General features: G+C 73.1%; 15 protein-coding genes and 1 pseudogene. 10 read left to right on the top strand and 6 right to left on the bottom strand.

Going from position 1 to position 19,268, the window contains the following annotated elements; all coding sequences use genetic code 11:
- Nucleotides 1-23: 23 nt before the first annotated feature.
- On the bottom strand, nucleotides 24-524 hold the full coding sequence (locus ACF07S_RS07640; RefSeq protein ID WP_391963628.1) for a GNAT family N-acetyltransferase: 501 nt from the start codon (nucleotides 522-524) through the stop codon (nucleotides 24-26).
- A gap of 50 nt (nucleotides 525-574) precedes the next feature.
- Here ACF07S_RS07640 and ACF07S_RS07635 point away from each other — a divergent pair, with 50 nt between their 5' ends.
- Nucleotides 575-1,399 (top strand): exodeoxyribonuclease III, encoded by an 825-nt coding sequence (locus ACF07S_RS07635; protein ID WP_391973673.1) that lies wholly within the window; start codon nucleotides 575-577, stop codon nucleotides 1,397-1,399.
- On the opposite strand, the gene ACF07S_RS07630 is transcribed toward ACF07S_RS07635, so the two are convergent.
- Nucleotides 1,396-2,070 (bottom strand): MerR family transcriptional regulator, encoded by a 675-nt coding sequence (locus ACF07S_RS07630; RefSeq protein WP_391963626.1) that lies wholly within the window; start codon nucleotides 2,068-2,070, stop codon nucleotides 1,396-1,398. The two genes, ACF07S_RS07635 and ACF07S_RS07630, sit on opposite strands and share 4 nt — an antisense overlap.
- Nucleotides 2,071-2,202: 132 nt before the next feature.
- On the opposite strand from ACF07S_RS07630, the gene ACF07S_RS07625 reads away from it, so the two are divergent.
- The 4 genes from ACF07S_RS07625 to ACF07S_RS07610 all read left to right on the top strand — a co-directional run bounded on the left by ACF07S_RS07625 (nucleotide 2,203) and on the right by ACF07S_RS07610 (nucleotide 5,840).
- Nucleotides 2,203-3,768 (top strand): flavin-containing monooxygenase, encoded by a 1,566-nt coding sequence (locus ACF07S_RS07625; protein WP_391963625.1) that lies wholly within the window; start codon nucleotides 2,203-2,205, stop codon nucleotides 3,766-3,768.
- Nucleotides 3,765-4,703 carry an alpha/beta fold hydrolase gene (locus ACF07S_RS07620; protein ID WP_391963624.1) on the top strand — a complete coding sequence of 313 codons (939 nt, stop codon included), beginning with the start codon at nucleotides 3,765-3,767 and terminating at the stop codon, nucleotides 4,701-4,703. Before ACF07S_RS07625 ends, ACF07S_RS07620 begins: the two co-directional genes overlap by 4 nt.
- Nucleotides 4,700-5,584 (top strand): SDR family oxidoreductase, encoded by an 885-nt coding sequence (locus ACF07S_RS07615; RefSeq protein WP_391973672.1) that lies wholly within the window; start codon nucleotides 4,700-4,702, stop codon nucleotides 5,582-5,584. The genes ACF07S_RS07620 and ACF07S_RS07615 overlap by 4 nt, the downstream gene beginning before the upstream one ends.
- A gap of 76 nt (nucleotides 5,585-5,660) precedes the next feature.
- The gene (locus ACF07S_RS07610) at nucleotides 5,661-5,840 is read left to right on the top strand and encodes a hypothetical protein (RefSeq protein ID WP_391963622.1); all 180 of its coding nucleotides are present in this window, start codon (nucleotides 5,661-5,663) and stop codon (nucleotides 5,838-5,840) included.
- An 85-nt stretch (nucleotides 5,841-5,925) separates the two neighbouring features.
- Here the strand turns inward: ACF07S_RS07610 and ACF07S_RS07605 are convergent, their stop codons facing one another.
- Nucleotides 5,926-9,342 carry a S41 family peptidase gene (locus ACF07S_RS07605; RefSeq protein WP_391973671.1) on the bottom strand — a complete coding sequence of 1,139 codons (3,417 nt, stop codon included), beginning with the start codon at nucleotides 9,340-9,342 and terminating at the stop codon, nucleotides 5,926-5,928.
- A gap of 172 nt (nucleotides 9,343-9,514) precedes the next feature.
- Here ACF07S_RS07605 and ACF07S_RS07600 point away from each other — a divergent pair, with 172 nt between their 5' ends.
- The 4 genes and pseudogenes from ACF07S_RS07600 to ACF07S_RS07585 all read left to right on the top strand — a co-directional run bounded on the left by ACF07S_RS07600 (nucleotide 9,515) and on the right by ACF07S_RS07585 (nucleotide 13,302).
- Nucleotides 9,515-10,114 (top strand): TetR/AcrR family transcriptional regulator, encoded by a 600-nt coding sequence (locus ACF07S_RS07600; RefSeq protein ID WP_391973670.1) that lies wholly within the window; start codon nucleotides 9,515-9,517, stop codon nucleotides 10,112-10,114.
- 99 nt (nucleotides 10,115-10,213) lie between these two features.
- On the top strand, nucleotides 10,214-12,421 hold the full coding sequence (locus tag ACF07S_RS07595) for an MMPL family transporter (protein WP_391963619.1): 2,208 nt from the start codon (nucleotides 10,214-10,216) through the stop codon (nucleotides 12,419-12,421).
- 75 nt (nucleotides 12,422-12,496) lie between these two features.
- Nucleotides 12,497-12,931, top strand: a pseudogene (locus ACF07S_RS07590) (EamA family transporter); the annotation flags it as partial.
- A 95-nt stretch (nucleotides 12,932-13,026) separates the two neighbouring features.
- The gene (locus ACF07S_RS07585) at nucleotides 13,027-13,302 is read left to right on the top strand and encodes a DUF1876 domain-containing protein (RefSeq protein WP_391963618.1); all 276 of its coding nucleotides are present in this window, start codon (nucleotides 13,027-13,029) and stop codon (nucleotides 13,300-13,302) included.
- 17 nt (nucleotides 13,303-13,319) lie between these two features.
- On the opposite strand, the gene ACF07S_RS07580 is transcribed toward ACF07S_RS07585, so the two are convergent.
- Nucleotides 13,320-14,480 (bottom strand): serine hydrolase domain-containing protein, encoded by a 1,161-nt coding sequence (locus ACF07S_RS07580; protein ID WP_391973669.1) that lies wholly within the window; start codon nucleotides 14,478-14,480, stop codon nucleotides 13,320-13,322.
- A 553-nt stretch (nucleotides 14,481-15,033) separates the two neighbouring features.
- On the opposite strand from ACF07S_RS07580, the gene ACF07S_RS07575 reads away from it, so the two are divergent.
- A complete protein-coding gene (locus tag ACF07S_RS07575; protein WP_391963616.1) occupies nucleotides 15,034-15,396 on the top strand; it encodes an SsgA family sporulation/cell division regulator in 363 nt (120 codons plus the stop codon).
- Nucleotides 15,397-15,499: 103 nt separating this feature from the next.
- Here the strand turns inward: ACF07S_RS07575 and ACF07S_RS07570 are convergent, their stop codons facing one another.
- Both ACF07S_RS07570 and ACF07S_RS07565 read right to left on the bottom strand, forming a co-directional pair.
- A complete protein-coding gene (locus ACF07S_RS07570; RefSeq protein ID WP_391973668.1) occupies nucleotides 15,500-17,173 on the bottom strand; it encodes a penicillin-binding transpeptidase domain-containing protein in 1,674 nt (557 codons plus the stop codon).
- A 298-nt stretch (nucleotides 17,174-17,471) separates the two neighbouring features.
- A complete protein-coding gene (locus tag ACF07S_RS07565; protein ID WP_391963614.1) occupies nucleotides 17,472-19,217 on the bottom strand; it encodes a dolichyl-phosphate-mannose--protein mannosyltransferase in 1,746 nt (581 codons plus the stop codon).
- Nucleotides 19,218-19,268: the final 51 nt, after the last annotated feature.

Raw genomic sequence — 19,268 nt, 5'->3', positions numbered from 1 at the left:
CCGTGGGCCCGGGGGCGGGGGTGTCAGCCGGTGGCCGGAGCGGGTTCCCGCAGTGCCTTGGCGTAGCAGCGGCTCTCCTCGTGGAAGCGGTAGTAGCCGAACTTCTCGCAGGGCTCGTAGCCGCTGGAGGTGTACAGGGCTATGGCCTCCGGCTGCTTCGTACCGGTCTCCAGGACCATGCGGACGCGCCCGGCGGCGCGGGCGTCCTCCTCCAGGGCGGCCAGGATGCGGCGGGCCAGGCCCCGGCCGCGCATCTGCTCGATCACGTACATGCGCTTCAGCTCGGCGTCGCCGTCGAGGTTGCCCTCGCCGTTGGCGTCCTGGACGCGCCAGCCGCCGGAGGCGACGGGGACACCGGACTCGTCGTACGCCATCAGGTAGATGCCGTTCGGAGGCGCGAAGTCCGCCGGGCGCATGGGGGTGGAGTCGCCGCCGTCGCCGTAGCGGACGTGGTACTCGGCCTGGACCTCGGCGTCCAGTTTCACGGCGTCGGGGTGGTCGTAGGGGACCCGGCGGATGTCCATGCTGGATACCGTAGAACATGTCCGTGCATGGGGTGTCGTATCGTGCCCTGATGCTCACTGTGACCTCCGTCAACGTCAATGGACTGCGTGCCGCCGCCAAAAAGGGTTTCGTGGAGTGGCTGGCCGGGACCGCCGCCGATGTGCTGTGCCTGCAGGAGGTGCGGGCGGAGGCGAAGCAGCTGCCGGAGGACGTCCGCGCGCCCGAGGGGTGGCACGTGGTGCACGCGCCCGCCGCGGCGAAAGGGCGCGCGGGGGTCTCGCTGTACACCCGGCGTGAGCCCGAGCGGGTGCGGATCGGGTTCGGTTCGGCCGAGTTCGACGGGAGCGGGCGGTACGTGGAAGCGGATCTGCCGGGTGTGACGGTCGCCTCGCTCTACCTGCCCTCCGGTGAGGTCGGCACGGAGCGGCAGGAGGAGAAGGTCCGCTTCATGGGGGAGTTCCTCGCCTACCTCAAGGAGCTGCGGGAGCGGGCCGCCGCCGGCGGGCGGGAGGTCCTGGTGTGCGGGGACTGGAACATCGCGCACGAGAAGGCCGACCTGAGGAACTGGCGGGGGAACACCAGGAACTCGGGCTTCCTGCCGGAGGAGCGGGAGTGGCTGTCCCGGGTCCTCGATCCGGCGGACGGCGGGTACGTCGACGTCGTGCGGGCGCTGCATCCGGACGTGGAGGGGCCGTACTCGTGGTGGTCGTACCGGGGGCGGGCCTTCGACAACGACACGGGGTGGAGGATCGACTACCAGGTGGCGACGCCGGGGCTGGCGGGGCGCGCGGTGAAGGCGCACGTCGAGCGCGCGGCCACGCATGCCGAGCGGTGGTCGGACCACGCCCCGGTGACCGTGGTCTACGGGCACCGGCCGCCGGCCGCTGCCGGTTAGCCCTCGTCCGGCTGCCTGCTCAGGCGGCGGTCCAGGGCCAGGGAGAGTTCCGCGTCGACCACGCTGCGGGCCAGGGGGCGCAGGCGGTGGACGGCCTCCTCCGGGGCGTGGCGGAGGATCAGGGTGGCGAAGAGGCCGGCCAGGGCGTCGGCGTGGGTGCGGACCTCGGCGCCGGTGCGGAGCACCTCCGCGAGCGGGATGCCCTCGCGGACCAGCGCGGACGACACGTCCAGCAGGCGGTGGCTGATGTGGACGATCTCCTCGCCGTCGGTGCCGAGGTAGCCGAGGTCCAGCGCGGCGGCCAGGTTCTCGGGGGTGACCTCGCCGGCGAAGCGGTCGGCGAGTTCCTCGGGGGTGAGACGGACCGGGGTCTCCTCGGTGGGGGCCTCCATGCCGAGGAGTTCACCGACGTCACGGCCGTGGTCGAAGGCCTCGGCGAGTTCCGCTATGCCGTTCAGGGTGTGGCCGCGCTCCAGCAGCGCCGTGATCGTGCGCAGGCGGGCCAGGTGGTGGTCGTCGTACCAGGCGATGCGGCCCTCGCGGCGGGGTGGCGGGATCAGCTTGCGCTCGCGGTAGAAGCGCAGGGTGCGCACCGTGATGCCGGCCAGGCGGGCCAGCTCCTCCACGCGGTACTCGCGCCGTTCCAGGGATTCACCGCTGTCGTCTGCCACGTCTGAAGCCTAGGACGTACCGGCGGTAACTTTCCTCGCACGACCCCTACCCATCAGTACGGCGCTGCTCTACTCTCCCCATTGCGCCAGTGTTCACTGGCATGGTTCAGAGCGATGCGTGGAGGCTTCGGGATGGCCGAGCACGAGCACGAACGTGAGCACGAGCATGTACGGGTGGCGGTGATCGGGTCCGGGTTCGGCGGGCTCGGAGCCGCCGTGCGACTGCGGCGCGAGGGGATCACCGACTTCGTCGTCCTGGAACGGGCGGGCAGCGTCGGCGGCACCTGGCGCGACAACAGCTACCCCGGGTGCGCGTGCGACGTGCCGTCGCACCTGTACTCGTTCTCCTTCGCGCCCAACCCCGACTGGCCCCGCTCCTTCTCCGGCCAGCAGCACATCCGCGCCTACCTCGAGCACGTCACCGACGTCTTCGGGCTGCGCCCGCACCTCCGCCTCGACTCGGAGGTGAAGCGGATGGTGTGGGACGGCGAACTGCTGCGGTGGGAGATCGAGACGAGCAGCGGCAGCCTCAGCGCGGACGTGGTCGTGTCCGCGACCGGACCGCTGTCCGAGCCCAGGCTGCCCGAGGTACCGGGGCTCGACACCTTCCCCGGCAAGGTGTTCCACTCCGCCCGCTGGGACCACGACTACGACCTGCGGGGCAAGCGGGTCGCCGTGGTCGGGACCGGGGCGTCGGCGATCCAGATCGTGCCCTCCATCCAGCCGCTGGTGTCGCGGCTGACCCTCTTCCAGCGCACGCCCGCCTGGGTGCTGCCCCGCATGGACCGCGCCATCGGCGGCGCCGAGCGCGCACTGCACCGCGCGCTGCCCTTCACCACCAAGCTGCGCCGCGGACTGCTCTGGGGCGTACGGGAGTTGCAGGTCCAGGCGTTCACCAGGCACCCGGGCCAGCTCGGCTTCGTCGAGCAGCTGGCCAAGCGGAACATGGCCCGCGCCGTCAAGGACCCGGCCCTGCGCGCCAAGCTCACCCCCGACTACCGCATCGGCTGCAAGCGGATCCTGCTGTCGAGCACCTACTATCCGGCGCTCGCGCAGCCCAACGCCGAGGTCGTCGCGAGCGGGCTGAGCGAGGTGCGCGGATCGACCCTCGTGGCCGCCGACGGGACCGAGGCCGAGGTCGACGCGATCGTGTTCGGGACCGGGTTCCACGTCACCGACATGCCCATCGCCGAGCGGGTCGTCGGGGCGGAGGGCAGGACCCTCGCGGAGACCTGGGCGGACGGGATGCAGGCACTGCGCGGTGCCTCGGCCGCCGGGTTCCCCAACTGGATGACGGTCATCGGGCCCAACACCGGCCTCGGGAACTCCTCCATGATCCTGATGATCGAGTCCCAGCTGAACTACCTGGCCGACTACCTCCGCCAGCTCGACGTCCTGGGGGTCCCCCCAGGCCCTGAAGGCACTGGGGGAGGCCGGGTCGCCCTCGACGCCCGCCCCGGCGCCGTACGCGCCTGGAACCACCGGGTGCAGGAGCGGATGAAGCGCACGGTGTGGAACACCGGCGGCTGCACCAGCTGGTACATGGACGAGAGCGGGCGCAACACCACCATCTGGCCCGGCACGACGGCCGAGTTCCGGCGGGAGACGCGCCGCGTGGACCTCGCCGAGTACGCCGTACTGCGCAGCACCCCGGCCGCGCGGGACGGCGCCCGGGTCGACACCGGGGCGACCGCGTGAGCCGCCTCGCCCACGTCACCTCGGGCCCGTACGCCCCGCCCGTCGCCGCCCGCGAACTGACCGTCCGCTCCGCCGACGGCGCCCGGCTGCACGTCGAGGTGCACGGCCCCGAGGGGGCGCCCGCGGTCGTCCTCGCCCACGGCTGGACCTGCTCGACCGCCTTCTGGGCGGCGCAGATCCGCGAACTGGCCGCCGACCACCGGGTCGTCGCCTACGACCAGCGCGGCCACGGACGGTCCCCCGCGAGCCCGGCGTGCAGCGCCGACACGCTCGCCGACGACCTGGAGGCCGTGCTCGCCGCCACCCTCGCCCCCGGTGAACGGGCCGTGATCGCCGGGCACTCCATGGGCGGGATGACGGTGATGGCCGCGTCCGGCCGGCCCGCTTTCCGCGAGCACGCGGCCGCCGTCCTGCTGTGCAGCACGGGCAGTTCGCGGCTGGTCGCCGAGTCGACCGTGCTGCCGCTCCGGCCCGGGCGGCTGCGGACCCGGCTGACCCGGCACATCCTCGGCTCCCGCGCACCGCTCGGACCCGTCACGCCGCTCGCCCGCCGGATCCTCAGGTACGGGACCATGGGCCCGGCGTCGGCTCCGCACATGGTCGAGGCGTGCGCCCGCATCGTGCACGCCTGCCCGCGCGCGGTGCGCCACACCTGGTCGGGCGTGCTCGACACGCTCGATCTCGACCACGGCGTACGGGAGTTGCGCATACCGGTCGAGATCGTCGTCGGGACCGCCGACCGGCTCACCCCGCCCGTGCACGCCCGGTCGCTCGCCGCCGCGCTGCCCAACTGCCTCGGCGTCACCGAGCTGCCCGGGATCGGCCACATGACGCCGGTCGAGGCGCCCGGCCCGGTCACCGGGAGGATCCGGGCACTCGTCGCGGCGCAGGTGAGCGCCCACACCCACGCCGTACCCGCCGAGGAGAGCGCATGAGCAGGGTCAGTCTCGAAGGAAAGGTCGCCGTCGTCACCGGAGCGGCGCGCGGGGTCGGGGAGTTGCTGGCCCGCAAGCTCTCCGCGCGCGGGGTGCGGGTGGCGCTCGTCGGGCTGGAGCCGGACGCCCTCAAGGAGGTCTCCGCGCGGCTGCACAGCGACAGCGACCACTGGTACGCGGACGTCACCGACCACGAGGCGATGGCCCGGGTCGCCGAGGAGGTCGAGGAGCGGTTCGGCAGGGTCGACATAGTGGTCGCCAACGCCGGTGTGGCGACGGGCGGTCCGTTCGCCGACTCCGATCCGGAGTCCTGGCGGCGGGTGATCGAGGTGAACCTCATCGGGTCGGCGGTCACCGCGCGGGCGTTCCTGCCGCTGCTCGCCGGGAGCCGCGGCTACCTGCTCCAGATCGCCTCCCTCGCCGCGCTCACCCCCGCGCCGATGATGACCGCGTACTGCGCCTCCAAGTCCGGTGTGGAGGCGTACGCGCACAGTCTGCGGGCCGAGGTCGGCCACCGGGGTGTGAAGGTGGGCGTCGGGTATCTGTCGTGGACCGACACCGACATGGTGCGCGGGGCCGACCAGGACGACGTGATGCGGGAGTTGCGGCAGCGGCTGCCCTGGCCGTCCAACAAGACCTATCCGCTGGGGCCCGCGGTGGACCGGCTCGTGGCCGGGATCGAGCGGCGCGCCGGCCATGTGTACGGGCAGTGGTGGCTGCGCGGGATGCAGGGCGTGCGCGGCTACCTGCCGGCGGTGATCGGGACCGTGGGACAGCGGGAGATGCGGCGGTTCGCGGACCGGCTCACCGGTATCCGCACGGGACTGGTCGGGGCCGGTGGGAACGCCGACGAGCAGCATCGCGCTACGGTCCGTGACTGATCGACATGCGTGGCGTGACGGGCCGTGTGAATCTGGTCGGGCAAGTTCCCCCACCCCACCACGGGAGTGAACCCACATGGGTATGAAGGACCAGTTCCAGGAGAAGTCCGAGCAGTTCCAGCAGCAGGCCAAGCAGCGCGCACAGCAGGGCAAGGAGCAGCTGCAGAACCGCGGCCGCCGCCGGGACGAGGACATGGACGAGTCGCAGCGCGGACGCGAGTCCGAGGAGCGGATCGACCAGGACTACGACGCCTGACCCGGCGCGCCGAGCGGAAGGGGTGCCCCGTCGAGGGGCACCCCTTCCCGCGCTCCCGCCTCCCCGTCTCCTCGGCGCCCCGCCGTCACGTCCTGGGCGGCAGCTCCGGGCGGGAACGGTCGGGGACGTCCCGGTAAGTCGGGGGAGTCGCCGCGGGGTCGGTCTCCAGCAGGTCCAGGGCGAGCCGCACGGCGTCGTCGAGTTGGGCGTAGCGGCCCTCGGCCCAGTCCAGCGGGGTGCGCAGCGCCTCCAGGTCGGGGGCGACGCCCTCGTTCTCCACGGACCAGCCGTACGCGTCGAACCAGGCCGCGTTCATCGGCACCGTGATCACCGTGCCGTCCCCGAGCCGGTGCCGGCCGGTCATGCCGACCACGCCGCCCCAGGTGCGCTGGCCCACGACCGGGCCCAGCCCGAGCAGCTTGAACGCCGCCGTGATCATGTCGCCGTCGGAGCTCGTCGCCTCGTCCGCGAGCGCCACCACCGGTCCCCGCGGGGCGTTGGAGGCGTACGACACCGGCTGGGCGTCGCGGGTGAGGTCCCAGCCGATGATGGTGCGGGTCAGCTTCTCGACGACGAGCTCGCTGATGTGGCCGCCCGCGTTGCCGCGCACGTCGACGATGAGCGCCGGGCGGGACATCTCCATGCGCAGGTCCCGGTTGAACTGGGCCCAGCCGGAGCCGCCCATGTCGGGGATGTGCAGATAGCCGCACCGGCCGCCGCTCAACTCCCGCACCACCGCGCGGCGTTTGGTCACCCAGTCCTGGTAGCGCAGCGGCGTCTCGTCGATCAGCGGAACGACTGCGACACGCCGGGCCGGGGCTTCGCCGTCCGTGGTGCCGGGTTCGGCCGGGGGCTCGCCGTGTGTGGTGCCGGGTTCGGCCGGGGGCTCGCCGTCCGTGGTGCCGGGCTGGGCCGGGGTCTCGCCGTCCGTGGTGCCGGTGGGGTCCGGAGGGCCTCCCGCCGGGGGGTGGTGGTCGGCGGGGGGCGGGCGGAACGTCAGCTCCACCGTCGTACCGCCCGCGCCCGCGAGCAGCGGACAGGGGCCGGCGACCGGGTCCACCGGGCGGCCGTCGACATGGGTGAGGACCGCGCCCTCGCGGATGCCGGTGCCGGCCAGCGGGGAGCGTGCGCGGGAGTCGGAGGAGTCGCCGGGCAGGATGCGCCGGACCGTCCACCCGCCCTCCCGGGGTGCGAGGTTGGCGCCGAGGAGGCCCTGGCGGCGCTGGTAGTGCCGGGGGCCCTCGCTGCGGCGGGCGGCGGTGACATAGGCGTGGGAGGTGCCGAGTTCGCCGAGGACCTCGCGCAGCAGGTCGGCGAACTCGTCGGGGGAGGCGACCCGTTCGACCAGCGGGCGGTACTGCTCCAGCACCGCGTCCCAGTCGATGCCGCACATGCCGGGTTCCCAGAAGTGGGCGCGGATCAGCCGCCCGGCCTCCGCGTACGCCTGCCGCCACTCGGCGGCCGGGTCGGCCTCGTGCAGGATGCGGCGGGCGTCGATCCACACCGTGGAGTCGCTGTCGCCGGGTTCGGCCGAGGGCACCGCGCGCAGCTCACCCTCGTCGACCACGACCAGCCGGGTGCCGTCGCCGCTGACCGCGAAGAAGTCCAGGTTCCCGACGAGTTCGGACTTCTTCGCCTTGCCGATGTGGAAGTGCTCCAGGGTGGGCCTGCCGCTGGTGTCGTCGGGGTTGGCGAAGGTCTCGCCGAGCGCGCCGGAGATCGGCCAGCGCAGCCAGACCAGTCCGCAGCCCGCGACCGGGTGCAGCCCCGAGTACTTGGAGGCGGCGACCGGGAAGGGGGTGACCCTGTTCTCCAGGCCCTCCGCCTCGACGGTCACCGCGCCCGCCTCGCCGCCCTCCCCGGCGTCCTCGCGCTCCACCGGGTCCAGGCCGCCGGCGGCCGGCCGGCCCTCGGGGTTCAGGGCGAACGGGGAGGGGGTCGCGGAGGACAGCGGCACCAGGTAGGGGCGGCAGCCCAGCGGGAAGGACAGGTCACCGGTGTGCACGTCGTACACCGGGTCGAAGCCGCGCCAGGACAGGAAGGCGAGATAGCGGCCGTCCCGGGTGAAGACCGGGTTCTCGTCCTCGAAACGGCCGTTGGTGACGTCGATGACCAGCCGGCCCTCGATCCGGGCGAGCTTGATCTGCCGCAGTGACCGCCCGATCCCGGGGTGGGACCAGGTCAGCCACGCCCCGTCGGGGGAGAAGGCGAGGTCGCGCACCGGCCCGTTGACGGACCGGATCAGCTCGGTGACCCCGTCCCGCGAGCCGTCCGCCTCCTCGTCGGTGTCGACCAGCAGCAGCCGGCCGTCGTGCGCGGCGACGGCCAGCCGCTCCCCGTCCGGGTCGGCCACCATCTCCAGCACCCGGCCCAGCTTCCCGGAGGCCAGCCGCCGGGGGGCGCGCTGGCCGGTCGCCCGGGGCAGCGAGGCGATCTCGACGGCGTCCTCGCCCTCGGCGTCCGTCACGTACGCGACCTGGTCGCCGGCGCCGAGCATCTCCGGCAGCCGCACCCGTACGCCCGGCGTGTCGGTGAGGGTGCGGGCGGGGCCGTCGCGGTGGGTGAGCCAGTACAGGCTGCCGCGTACGACGACGGCGCTCGCGCGGCCGGTCCCGTCGACCGAGATGCCGTCGAGGTGCTGGGCGGCCGGCACCTGGTAGCGGCGCCGTCCGGCCCGCGGCCCGCCCAGCGTGACGTCGAGACGGCGCGGGACGGCGCCCGGGGACAGGTCGTCCACGAGCCACAGCTCGCCGGCGCACTGGTAGACGACCCGGGTGCCGTCGCCGGCGGCGTGCCGGGCGTAGAAGGCGTCGTGGTCGGTGTGGCGGCGCAGGCCGGAGCCGTCGTACGCGCACGAGTACAGGTTGCCGACGCCCTCGTGGTCGGAGAGGAAGGCGATGCGGCCGCCGACGAACATCGGGGAGTGCAGATGGCCGCCGAGCCCTTCGAGCAGCCGCCGCCCGTGCAGCCACAGCCTGCCCGTGGCGCCGCCCCGGTAGCGCTTCCAGGCGGCCGGTTCGTGCGGCGGGGTCCCGGTGAGCAGCAGGGTCCTGCGTTCGCCGTCGAGGTCGGCGACCTGGAGGTCGGCCACCGGGCCCCAGGGCAGTTTGCGGCCCGGGCTGCCGTCGGGGGTGAGCGTGTAGGCCCAGGTGAAGTGGGAGAACGGCTCGCCGTGCGAGGCGACGGCGAGGATCTCGGCGTGGCCGTCGCCGTCGGGGGGCGCCCAGCCGCAGACCCGGGTGTCGGAGCTGCCCCAGTAGGTGAGGCGTTCGCCCGGTCCGCCGTCCACCGGGACGAGGTGGACCTCCGGGTCGAGGCTGCGCCAGCTCGTGTACGCGATGTGCCGGCCGTCGGGGGAGAAGCGGGGGTGGCCGAGTTTGGTGCGGTCGGCGGTGAGCCGCCAGGCGCGGCCCGGGGCGTCCAGCGGGGCGAGCCAGAGGTCGTCCTCGGCCACGAAGCACAGCAGGTCGTCCTTGAGGTGCGGCAGGCGGAGGTAGCTCACCCTTCCCATGCTTTGCCGGGGCCCGGAGCCCGGCAACTTATGAGTAACCGACAACCGTGACGCGGAACACGAACGAAACCGTTTCGTTTCGCTAGGTGGGTGCGGTACCTTCGACGTGTACGAAACCGTGTCGTTCGGCGCGGTGGAAGCCGGAGTGGAAAGGGTGGGAAGGATGAGCGAAGCCGCGACGGCGCGTCGCAGCCGGCTCACGCCCGAGCGCGAGGCCGAGCTGTACCTGGCCGTGCTCGACCTGCTCCGCGAAGTCGGCTACGACGGCCTCACCATGGACGCCGTGGCCGCCCGCACCAGATCCAGCAAGGCCACCCTCTACCGCCAGTGGGGCGGCAAGGCCGAGCTGGTGGTCAGGGCGATGCGCAGCCAGAAGCCCGGCAGCATCGCCGACATCGACACCGGATCCCTGCGGGGCGACCTGCACGCCATCGTCAGCCGTGAGGACGACTGCGTCATGGCGCAGCACGCCGCGCTCATGCGGGCGCTGGCCATGGCCGTGCACATGAACGACGATCTGCGCCAGGCGTTCAAGGAACTCCTGGTGGAGCCGGAGATGGAAGAGTTCCGGCGGATGATCCGGCGCGCGGTCGACCGGGGCGAGATCCGCTCCGACAGCCCGGCGCTTGACTACCTGGTGCACATGCTCGTCGGCGCCTTCGCCACGCGGACGCTGATCGACGACCTGCCGCCCACACAGGAATTCCTCACCTCGTACATCGACGCCGTGGTCCTCCCCGCCCTCGGCGTGACATCCCACTGACCGTCCCCCAGTCAGCCACCACCTGACGTCACCGCTCACGTCGTCGGGCTGATCACACCTGCCCCGAAGTACCCACGACCTGACCGGGAGTACGCCCTCGTGGCCACTTTCCTCTATCGACTCGGCCGGTTCGCCTTCAGGCGACGGCACTTCACAGCCCTCTTCTGGGTGGCGCTGCTGGCGCTCGCGGGCGCCGGCGCGGCCGGCGCCCCGGCGGCCGGCAGCTCCTCCTTCTCCATCCCCGGCACCGAGGCCCAGAAGGCCTTCGACCTGCTGGAGGAACGCTTCCCCGGCTCCAGCGCCGACGGAGCGACCGCACGCGTCGTCTTCAAGGCGCCGTCCGGCGAGAAGATGACCGACGCCGACCACAGGAAGACCGTCCGGAACGCCGTCGCCGAACTCGGCGACGGCTCCGAGGTCGCCCGCGTCACCGACCCCTACCAGGGCGGCGGCGTCAGCGAGGACGGCACCATCGCCTACGCCTCGGTGAGCTACAAGGTCTCCGGCATGGAGCTGGAGGACTCCTCCCGCGACGCGCTGGAGGGGGCCGCCGAGGACGCCCGCGGCTCCGGGCTGACCGTGGAGGTCGGCGGTGACGCGCTGCAGGCCGTCCCGCACACCGGTTCCGCCGAGATCATAGGCATCGGCGTCGCCGCGGTCGTCCTGGTCATCACCTTCGGCTCGCTGCTCGCGGCCGGACTGCCGCTGATCACCGCGATCGTCGGCGTCGGCATCGGCGTCGCGAGCATCACCGCGCTGGCCAGCACCCTGGACCTCGGCTCCACCACCTCCATCCTGGCCTCGATGATCGGCCTCGCGGTCGGCATCGACTACGCGCTGTTCGTCGTCTCCCGCTACCGCGCCGAACTGGCCGAGGGCCGCGAACGCGAGGAGGCGGCCGGCCGCGCCGTCGGCACGGCGGGCTCCGCCGTGGTCTTCGCGGGCCTCACGGTCGTCATCGCCCTGGTCGGCCTCGCCGTCGTCAACATCCCGATGCTCACCAAGATGGGTGTCGCCGCGGCCGGCACGGTCGCCATCGCCGTCCTCATCGCCCTCACCCTGATCCCCGCACTGCTCGGCTACGCGGGCCGCAGGGTCCGCCCCGCCGGTGAGAAGAGCAAGCTGCTCGGCGGGGGCCGCGCCGCCGGGAAGCCGCAGCGCCCGAACATGGGCACCCGCTGGGCCGGCTTCGTCGTACGCCGTCCCCTTGCGGTGCTCCTCCTCGGCGTCATCGGCCTGGGCGCCGCGGCCGTCCCGGCGGCCTCGCTGGAACTGGGTCTGCCCGACGACGGCACGCAGCCGACGTCCACCACGCAGCGCCGCGCCTACGACCTGCTCTCCGACGGCTTCGGCCCGGGCTTCAACGGCCCGCTGGTGGTCGTGGTCGACGCCAAGGACAGCGACGACCCGACGGCCGTCTTCCGGCAGGCCGGCGACGACATCAAGGGCCTCGACAACGTGGTCTCGGTGAGTCCCGCGGCCCCCAACAAGGCCGGGGACACCGCGACGATCACGGTGGTCCCGGACGCCAAGCCCTCGTCGGTGACGACCGAGGACCTGGTGCACGACATCCGTGACACGGGCGCGGACATCACGGCCGGCACCGGGGCCGACGTCCTGGTCACCGGCTCCACCGCGATGAACATCGACGTGTCGCAGAAGCTCAACGACGCGCTGCTGCCGTACCTGATCCTGGTCGTCGGACTGGCCTTCCTCCTGCTGATCGTGGTGTTCCGCTCGATCCTGGTCCCGCTGAAGGCGGCCCTCGGCTTCCTGCTCTCCGTGATGGCGGCCCTCGGCGCGGTCGTCGCGGTCTACCAGTGGGGCTGGCTGTCCGGCCTGATGGGCGTGGAGGAGACCGGCCCGATCATGTCGATGATGCCGATCTTCATGGTCGGCGTGGTCTTCGGACTGGCCATGGACTACGAGGTCTTCCTCGTGACCCGCATGCGCGAGGCCTACGTCCACGGCGAGAAGCCCCGCCAGGCCGTGGTGACCGGCTTCAGGTACAGCGCCCGGGTGGTGACCGCCGCGGCGGTGATCATGATGGCGGTGTTCTCCGGCTTCATCGGCTCCAGCGACTCCATGGTCCGGATGATCGGCTTCGGCCTCGCCGTCGCCGTCCTCTTCGACGCGTTCGTCGTCCGCATGGCGATCGTCCCGGCCGTGCTGGCCCTGCTCGGCACGAAGGCCTGGTGGCTGCCGAAGTGGCTGGACCGCGCCCTGCCCAACGTGGACGTCGAGGGCGAGGCGCTGCGCACGCAGGACGATCCGAAGGACGAGGACCGGGAGCTCGTCCGGGCCTGACGGCCCGAACGGGAGACAGAAACCAGCCGGTGAGGGCTCCGTGGGGACGGGGCGCCCTCACCGGCTTCCCGTTTCCGCGGGCACCGGCCCGGCCGGGCGGCCACCGGGGCGGCGCCGGCGACCGGGCCGGCCATCGCCGCGTACCCGGCCGCCGACGGGACCGGCGTACGCGCCCCCGGTCCACCGCCGGGCCACGTCGCGTGGCTGACGGCGGTCCAGGGCGCGGTGATCCCGGCGTACGCCCCGTGGCGCCCGCGGCGGCGGGCGCGCTGCTCCGGCCGCACGCCGGACCCGGACTGCTCGGCGCCGCGATGCCCGTCGCGGCGTACGCGCTCGTCCTGTGGGCCCGCACCCGCGCGGACCCCGCCGTCCGTCGCGGCGCTGCGGGAGCCGTCGGTCATCGTGGGCGCGGCCGTCGGCACCCTGTTCCTCCACGAGCGCTTCGGCGCGCCGCGCGTCGCCGCGGCCGGGCTGCCGGTCGCCGGGACCGGGCTGATGCCGCGCGCCGGGCAGGCCGGCCCCGAGGGGCTTCGCCGCCGTACGGGCGGGTGCAGGGGAACGGGACGAGGAGCACCCTGGAAGTAGGTGTTCCGGAGGTGATCGTCATGATGCACACCGCAGTGGGCTGGCATGTGGAGCTGGAGTTCACGGAGGACGACCAGCACACGCGCGCGGCCGCGATGGTCCGGCTGCCCGACGGGAGCGAGGTGCGGGCGAGCGGGCACGCGACCCGGCACCACACCGACGCGAATCAGCCACGGGTCGGGGAGGAGGTCGCCGGCGCGCGGGCGTTGAACGAACTCGCCATGCAACTGCTGACCAAGGCGCACAGCGAGATCGACGACGCGTCGGGCCGTACCTCGCACCCGATCCACGTCTGAGGGTCCGGGCGGTCCGGCTAAGGGGTCAGCGACTGCCGTACCGCCCGGATCAGCGCCTGCGCCCTGGGGTCCGCCGTCACCGTCCTGCGGAAGCCGTTGGTGACGTAGCCGAAGGCGATGCCCGACTCCGGGTCGGCGAAGCCGAGGGAGCCGCCGCGGCCGGGGTGGCCGAAGGAGCCCGGGGCCAGGAAGGGGGAGGCGCTGCCGTGCAGCATGTAGCCGAGCCCGAAGCGGGTGGCGACGACCAGGACGCGGTCGGGGCCCGCCGACTCCTCGGCGCGGGCACGTTCCACGGTGGCCGCGTCGAGGAGGCGCGTGCCGTCGACCGGTCCGATCAGTGACGCGTAGAAGCGGGCCAGGCCGTCCGCCGTCGCGACCCCGTTGGCGGCGGGCAGGGCCGCCGCGCGGAACGCCGGGTCGTTCTGGTCCGGGAACGGGGTGATCGCGGCGAAGGCGCGGCGGGTGAGGGAGGCGGGGTCGGCGTAGGCGTCGGTGACCGAGCGCTTGGGGCGGGCGCGCAGCACCCCGGACGGCTCGGGCCCCTCGATCCGGCCGACCGTCCCGACGCGGTGGGCCTGCGCGTCCGGCAGACCCACCCACAGGTCCAGGTCCAGCGGAGCGGCGATCTCCGACGCGATCCACTCGCCCGACCCCCGGCCCGTGACGCGCCGCACCAGTTCGTCGAGCAGCCAGCCGTAGGTCAGCGCGTGGTAGCCGTGGTCGGTGCCCGGCTCCCACACCGGGGCCTGCGCGGCGAGCGCCCCGGCGGCCCGCGCCGGGTCGGCCGCCTCCCGGGGAGTGAGCGGACGGTCCAGGACGGGGAGCCCGGCGCGGTGGTTCAGCGCGTGCCGGACCAGCAGCCGCTCCTTGCCGTGCGCCTTGAACTCGGGCCAGTAGTGGCCGACCGGCGCGTCCAGGTCCAGCTCGCCCCGCTGGTGCAGCAGCAGGAGCACGGCGGCGGCGACGCCCTTGGTCGCCGAGCGGACCCCCTGCGCGGTGTCCCGCCGCCAGGGCTCGGTACCGTCGACGTCCCTCGCCCCGGCCCACAGGTCGACGACCTTGCGCCCGTCCCGGTACACGGCCACGGCGGCACCCCGCTCGCCGAGCGCCTCGAAGTTCCGTGCGAACGCCACCCCCACCGATTCGAAGCCCTCGGCCACTGTGCCGTGCACGTCCACGTCCCGTCGGTCCTTCCACTCGCCTGCGACGGTGGGTGCAACGGCCGCGGTCCGCCTGCGATTCCAGGGCCGCGCCGGCCGGACGGGATCGTTACGCCGATGTTGTGCCGGTGCCGGTGCCGGTGCCGGTGCCGGCGGCGGTGACGCCGCTCAGCGCCCGCGGCGGCCGGGCACCGCGGACACGGAACGCGGGTCGAGACCGTACGGCGGCTCCAGGCGACGGGCGCGCATCGGCGCGTCGTCGGCGAGCAGATCCGCCGTCGCGCCGTCCGCCGCGCAGGCTCACGGCGACGGCGCCGGCGGCGACCGGTCCGGCCGCGGCGGACACGGGGACGCCGATGAATCCGTCGGGTGCGTGCACCGTCCGATGACAGAGGGCTGTCGCAAGCCACTTGCAAGAGCGATGAGCTTGTCTTGACCTGTCCCTTGTCCGACCTGTGATACATGCCACCCGGACGCGCGGATTCCGGAATCGGTGCACGATGGAACGGGGGGCGGGTATACGGCTTGCACGCCTTCACCGGCAGACCGACGGAACGTAAGGGGCCCACCGATGTCCGTAGTCGAGCAGTACGCGCGAGTCCACATAGTGACGGATGCGGATCCCCGGCTGGAGGACCGCGGGGCCGTCCCCGTCGTGCTGCGGTACGACCCCGAGACCGACCCCTCGTGCGTACGGATGGACCTGCCCGGTCCGGTGCCCCGCGAGTGGACCGTCGCCCGGGACCTGCTGGAGCGGGGCCTGCGCGCCCCCGCCGGGAGCGGTGCGATCCGCGTGTGGCCCTGCGGCCGGGTGCAGTCCGTGGTGGAGTTCCACACCCGGCAGGGCGTGTCGGTGGTGGAGTTCGAGACCAAGACCCTGGCCCGGTTCCTGCGCAGCACCTACGCCGCCGCGACGGAACCGGTGCCGCACTGACCACCCGTTCGGCCCAGAGCCCCTCGGTCCGGAGCCCTTCGGTCCGGAGCCCTTCGGTCCGGAGCCCTTCGGTCAAGAACCCTTGGGTCAGGAGTTCTTCGGCTCAGCCGCCGCTCTTCAGCAGCGCCGCCACCATCGGTCCGGCCGTCGAACCGCCGTGGCCGGCCGCCTGGACCACACCGGCGGCGGCCAGGTCCCCGCGGTACGCCGTGAACCAGCCGTTGGGCTTCTTCTGCCCGTCGACCTCGGCCGACCCGGTCTTGGCACCGGCGTCACCGCCCACCCCGGCCATCGCCTCCGCGGCCGTGCCGTAGGCCGCCGTGTACGACATCAGCTCCCGCAGCTGCGCCAGCGTCCCGGCCGACAGGGTGCGCGGGGCCGTCGCCAGCTCGCGGCCGTCGACCTCCGGCGACACCAGGTACGGCTGGCGGAAGACGCCCGCCTTGACCGTCGCCGACACCGACGCCATGTTCAGCGGGCTCATCCGCACCCCGCCCTGGCCGATCAGCGAGGCGCCCATCGGGGCGTCGGTCTGCACCGGCACCGAGCCGTCGAACGTCGGCACGCCGACCTGCCAGTTGTTCATCGACAGCCCGAAGACCTGCTGCGCCTGCCTGGTCAGGTCGTCGTCCTTCAGCTCCGGCGCCTGGCTGATGAAGGCCGTGTTGCAGGACCGGGCGAAGCTCGCCTTGAAGGTGCCGCCCTCGATCTCGAACTTGTCGTCGTTCTGGAACTTCCAGCCGCCGTAGCTGAAGTACTTCGGGCACGGGTGCTGCTCGTCCATCGAGGCGAGGCCCTTCTCGATCAGCAGCGAGGAGGTGATCACCTTCATCGTGGAGCCCGGGGCCAGCGACCCCTGGAGGGCGGTGTTGAAACCGCGCGAGGAGTTCGCCACCGCCAGGATCTCGCCGGTCGAGGGGCGCAGCACCACCACCGACGCCCGGTCCCTCTTCGCCACCTGCGCCTCGGCGGCGGCCTGCAGGGAGGGGTCCAGCGTGGTCCTCACCGTGCCGGGCGTGCCCTCGCTCAGCTCCAGCAGCGTCTTGTCGGAGAGCTTCGCCTTCTCCGACTCCTTGCCGCGCACCACCCGCAGTTCGACGCCGGCCTCGCCGCCCGCCTGCTCGCCGTACTTCTCGCGCAGCCCGTCCAGCACCGAGCCGAGCGACGGGTACGTCCCGGTGGTCAGCTCCCCGCCGTCCCGGTCCAGCGCCTCGACCGGCGGGATGCCGGACTCCCCGGTGACGAGCTTGTCGCCCTCCCTGAGGTCGGGGTGCACGACGGCCGGCCGCCAGGCCACCTGCGGTTCACCGTCCCCGGCCCGGCGCACGACGGTCAGCGCGCTGTCGTACGCCAGCGGCTTGCCGATGTCCTCGTGCCTCACCGTGGCCTTCACGGAGAAGGGGACCTTGGCGCCGGTGCGGGGGCCGGCGGTGAGCGTGACGTCCTCGACGCCGGCGTCCTCGGCGTACGCGGTGAGCAGGGCGGCGGCGGCCTCGGGGTCGTCGGTGGCGGCGGCCGCCTCGTCCGCCTTCCCGGACTGCCAGGCGATGAGGAAGCGCTCGGCCGCGGCGGTGACCTCGGCGGCGGACAGGGGACCCGTCCTGACCTCCCCCGCCTGCTGCGCGGAGGACGTGCGGGTGCCGTCCTCCGCGGCGGCACCGCTGCCGAACAGCGCGTAGGCGCCGAGACCGGCACCGCCGACGACCACGGCGATCACCCCGCCGAGCACGGCGGGTCTCGTCTTCCGCCGCTCACCGGCGTTCTCTCTGTTCCCCACTGCTTTCCGTTCCTCCGTTGCTCGCCGGGTTCCCCGCAGCCCTGGTGGCCCTGTGACCCGTGTGGCTCCTGTGGCCCGTGTGGCACGCACGGCGCCGTGTGCGCAGACGTCGGCCACCACCCTAGAGTCCCGTCACACGCCGGGCGCGATCAGCCGCCCGCTCGTAGCACTGCTGCGACAATCGGACCGGCGGCGTCGCTGCCGTGGCCGCCCTGCCGGGCCACGGCCGCCGCCGCGACATCGTCCCGGAAGCCGGTGAACCGCTGGCCGAAGAGAGACCCCCTGGGGGCGGACGGGCTCAGACCCAGGTGTCCAGCCACATCCGGGCCCGCCAGTCGTCTATCGGGATCGACGTGCCGGTGTGCAGGGGCCAGAAGTAGATGAAGTTCCAGGCGATCAGCAGGGTCAGCACGCCGGCCGCCGTCGCGCCCGCGACGCGGCGGGCGTCGCTGGAGCGGGGCGGGCCGACGAGCGCGCCCAGGAACATCGCCACCGCCAGGCACAGGAAGGGGAGGAAGACGACGGCGTAGAAGAAGAAGATGGTGCGCTCCTGGTAGAGGAACCAGGGGGCGTAGCCGGCCGCGATGCCGCAGGCGATGGCGCCGGCCCGCCAGTCGCGGCGGAAGAACCAGCGCCACAGGACGTAGAGGAGGGCGAAGCACGCCACCCACCACAGCAGCGGGGTGCCGATGGCCAGCACCTCGCGGGCGCACTTCTCGCCCGCGTCGGAGGGGCAGCCGTCCCTGCCGGGCGCCGGGGACTCGTAGAAGTAGGAGACCGGGCGGCCGGTGACGATCCAGCTCCACGGGTTGGACTGGTAGGTGTGCGGCGAGGACAGGCCGACGTGGAAGTCGTAGACCTGGTTCTCGTAGTGCCACAGGCTGCGCCACCAGTCGGGGAACAGCCAGGACCAGTCGCTGTCCCTGCCGTCCTCGACCGCCCAGTCCCGGTAGTAGCCGCCGGTGCCGTCGGACGGGGAGAGGATCCAGCCGGTCCAGGAGGCGAAGTAGGTGACCACCGCCACCGGGACGGTGGACAGGAAGGCCCAGCCCAGGTCGTGCCTGAGCACCGCCGACCGGGGCCGGTGCGCGCCGGCGACCCGGCGGGAGGCGACGTCCCAGAGCACCGCCATCACACAGAACGCGGCCGTGATGTACAGACCGTTCCACTTGGTGCCGATCGCCAGGCCCAGCATCACGCCCGCCGCCAGACGCCAGGGCCGGAAACCGATCCGGGTGGTCTCCGCGGCGTACGCGTCCGGCCGGACCCGGCCGTCGGGGTCCACGGGCAGCGCGGCGGCGAGTCTCTCCCGCGCCCGGTCCCGGTCGACCACCAGACAGCCGAAGGCCGCGAGCACGAAGAACATCAGCACGCCGTCGAGCAGCGACGTCCGGCTCATCACGAAGTGCAGCCCGTCCACCGCCATCAGCGCGCCCGCCAGACAGCCGAGGAACGTGGAGCGGAACAGCCGCCGGCCGATGCGGCACAGCATCAGGACGGAGAGCGTGCCGAGCAGGGCGGTCATGAAGCGCCAGCCGAACGGGGTGAACCCGAACATCAGCTCGCCCAGCCCGATGACGTACTTGCCGACCGGCGGATGCACGACGTACGCCGCCTCCGTCGGGATGGGGACGTGCCCGCCCGAGGAGAGGATCAGGTCGTTGGCGTTCTTCTCCCAGTTGACCTCGAAGCCGCGGTGGACCAGCGCCCACGCGTCCTTGGCGTAGTACGTCTCGTCGAATATCACCGCCTTCGGGCTGCCCAGGTTCCAGAACCGCAGCACCCCCGCCAGCAGCGCGACCAGCAGCGGACCGCCCCACGCCGACCAGCGGGTGATGCGCCGCGCGAGCCCCGCCGGCACCCCGAGCGCCGCCCACAGCCGGCCCGACGGCTCGGTGTACGGCGGGACCAGGCGGTCGCGGACGTCACCCCCGGAGCCCGACGCGGGGTAGCCGAAACGGCGCAGCCGCTGGTGCCACGACGGCTGCCGTTCGTGCGGCGACTGGTCCTGCCGGGTGTCCGTGGAGGACGCGGTACTGGTCACCGCGCCATCGTAGGGAACGGCGCTGTGTGAGTCCCGCGCATGGCCGGTATG

The organism is Streptomyces sp. NPDC016640 (genome assembly GCF_043076215.1).
GTDB lineage: Bacteria > Actinomycetota > Actinomycetes > Streptomycetales > Streptomycetaceae > Streptomyces.
The sequence above is the reverse complement of the archived record's forward strand: the minus strand, read 5'-3'. Positions and strand labels throughout refer to the sequence as shown.

Coding starts and splice junctions, on each gene's coding strand:
- ACF07S_RS07575 (WP_391963616.1), top strand. CDS start 15,034: ATGTCCGTAGTCGAGCAGTACGCGCGAGTCCACATAGTGACGGATGCG.
- ACF07S_RS07600 (WP_391973670.1), top strand. CDS start 9,515: ATGAGCGAAGCCGCGACGGCGCGTCGCAGCCGGCTCACGCCCGAGCGC.
- ACF07S_RS07635 (WP_391973673.1), top strand. CDS start 575: ATGCTCACTGTGACCTCCGTCAACGTCAATGGACTGCGTGCCGCCGCC.
- ACF07S_RS07615 (WP_391973672.1), top strand. CDS start 4,700: ATGAGCAGGGTCAGTCTCGAAGGAAAGGTCGCCGTCGTCACCGGAGCG.
- ACF07S_RS07640 (WP_391963628.1), bottom strand. CDS start 524: ATGGACATCCGCCGGGTCCCCTACGACCACCCCGACGCCGTGAAACTG.
- ACF07S_RS07610 (WP_391963622.1), top strand. CDS start 5,661: ATGGGTATGAAGGACCAGTTCCAGGAGAAGTCCGAGCAGTTCCAGCAG.
- ACF07S_RS07625 (WP_391963625.1), top strand. CDS start 2,203: ATGGCCGAGCACGAGCACGAACGTGAGCACGAGCATGTACGGGTGGCG.
- ACF07S_RS07585 (WP_391963618.1), top strand. CDS start 13,027: ATGATGCACACCGCAGTGGGCTGGCATGTGGAGCTGGAGTTCACGGAG.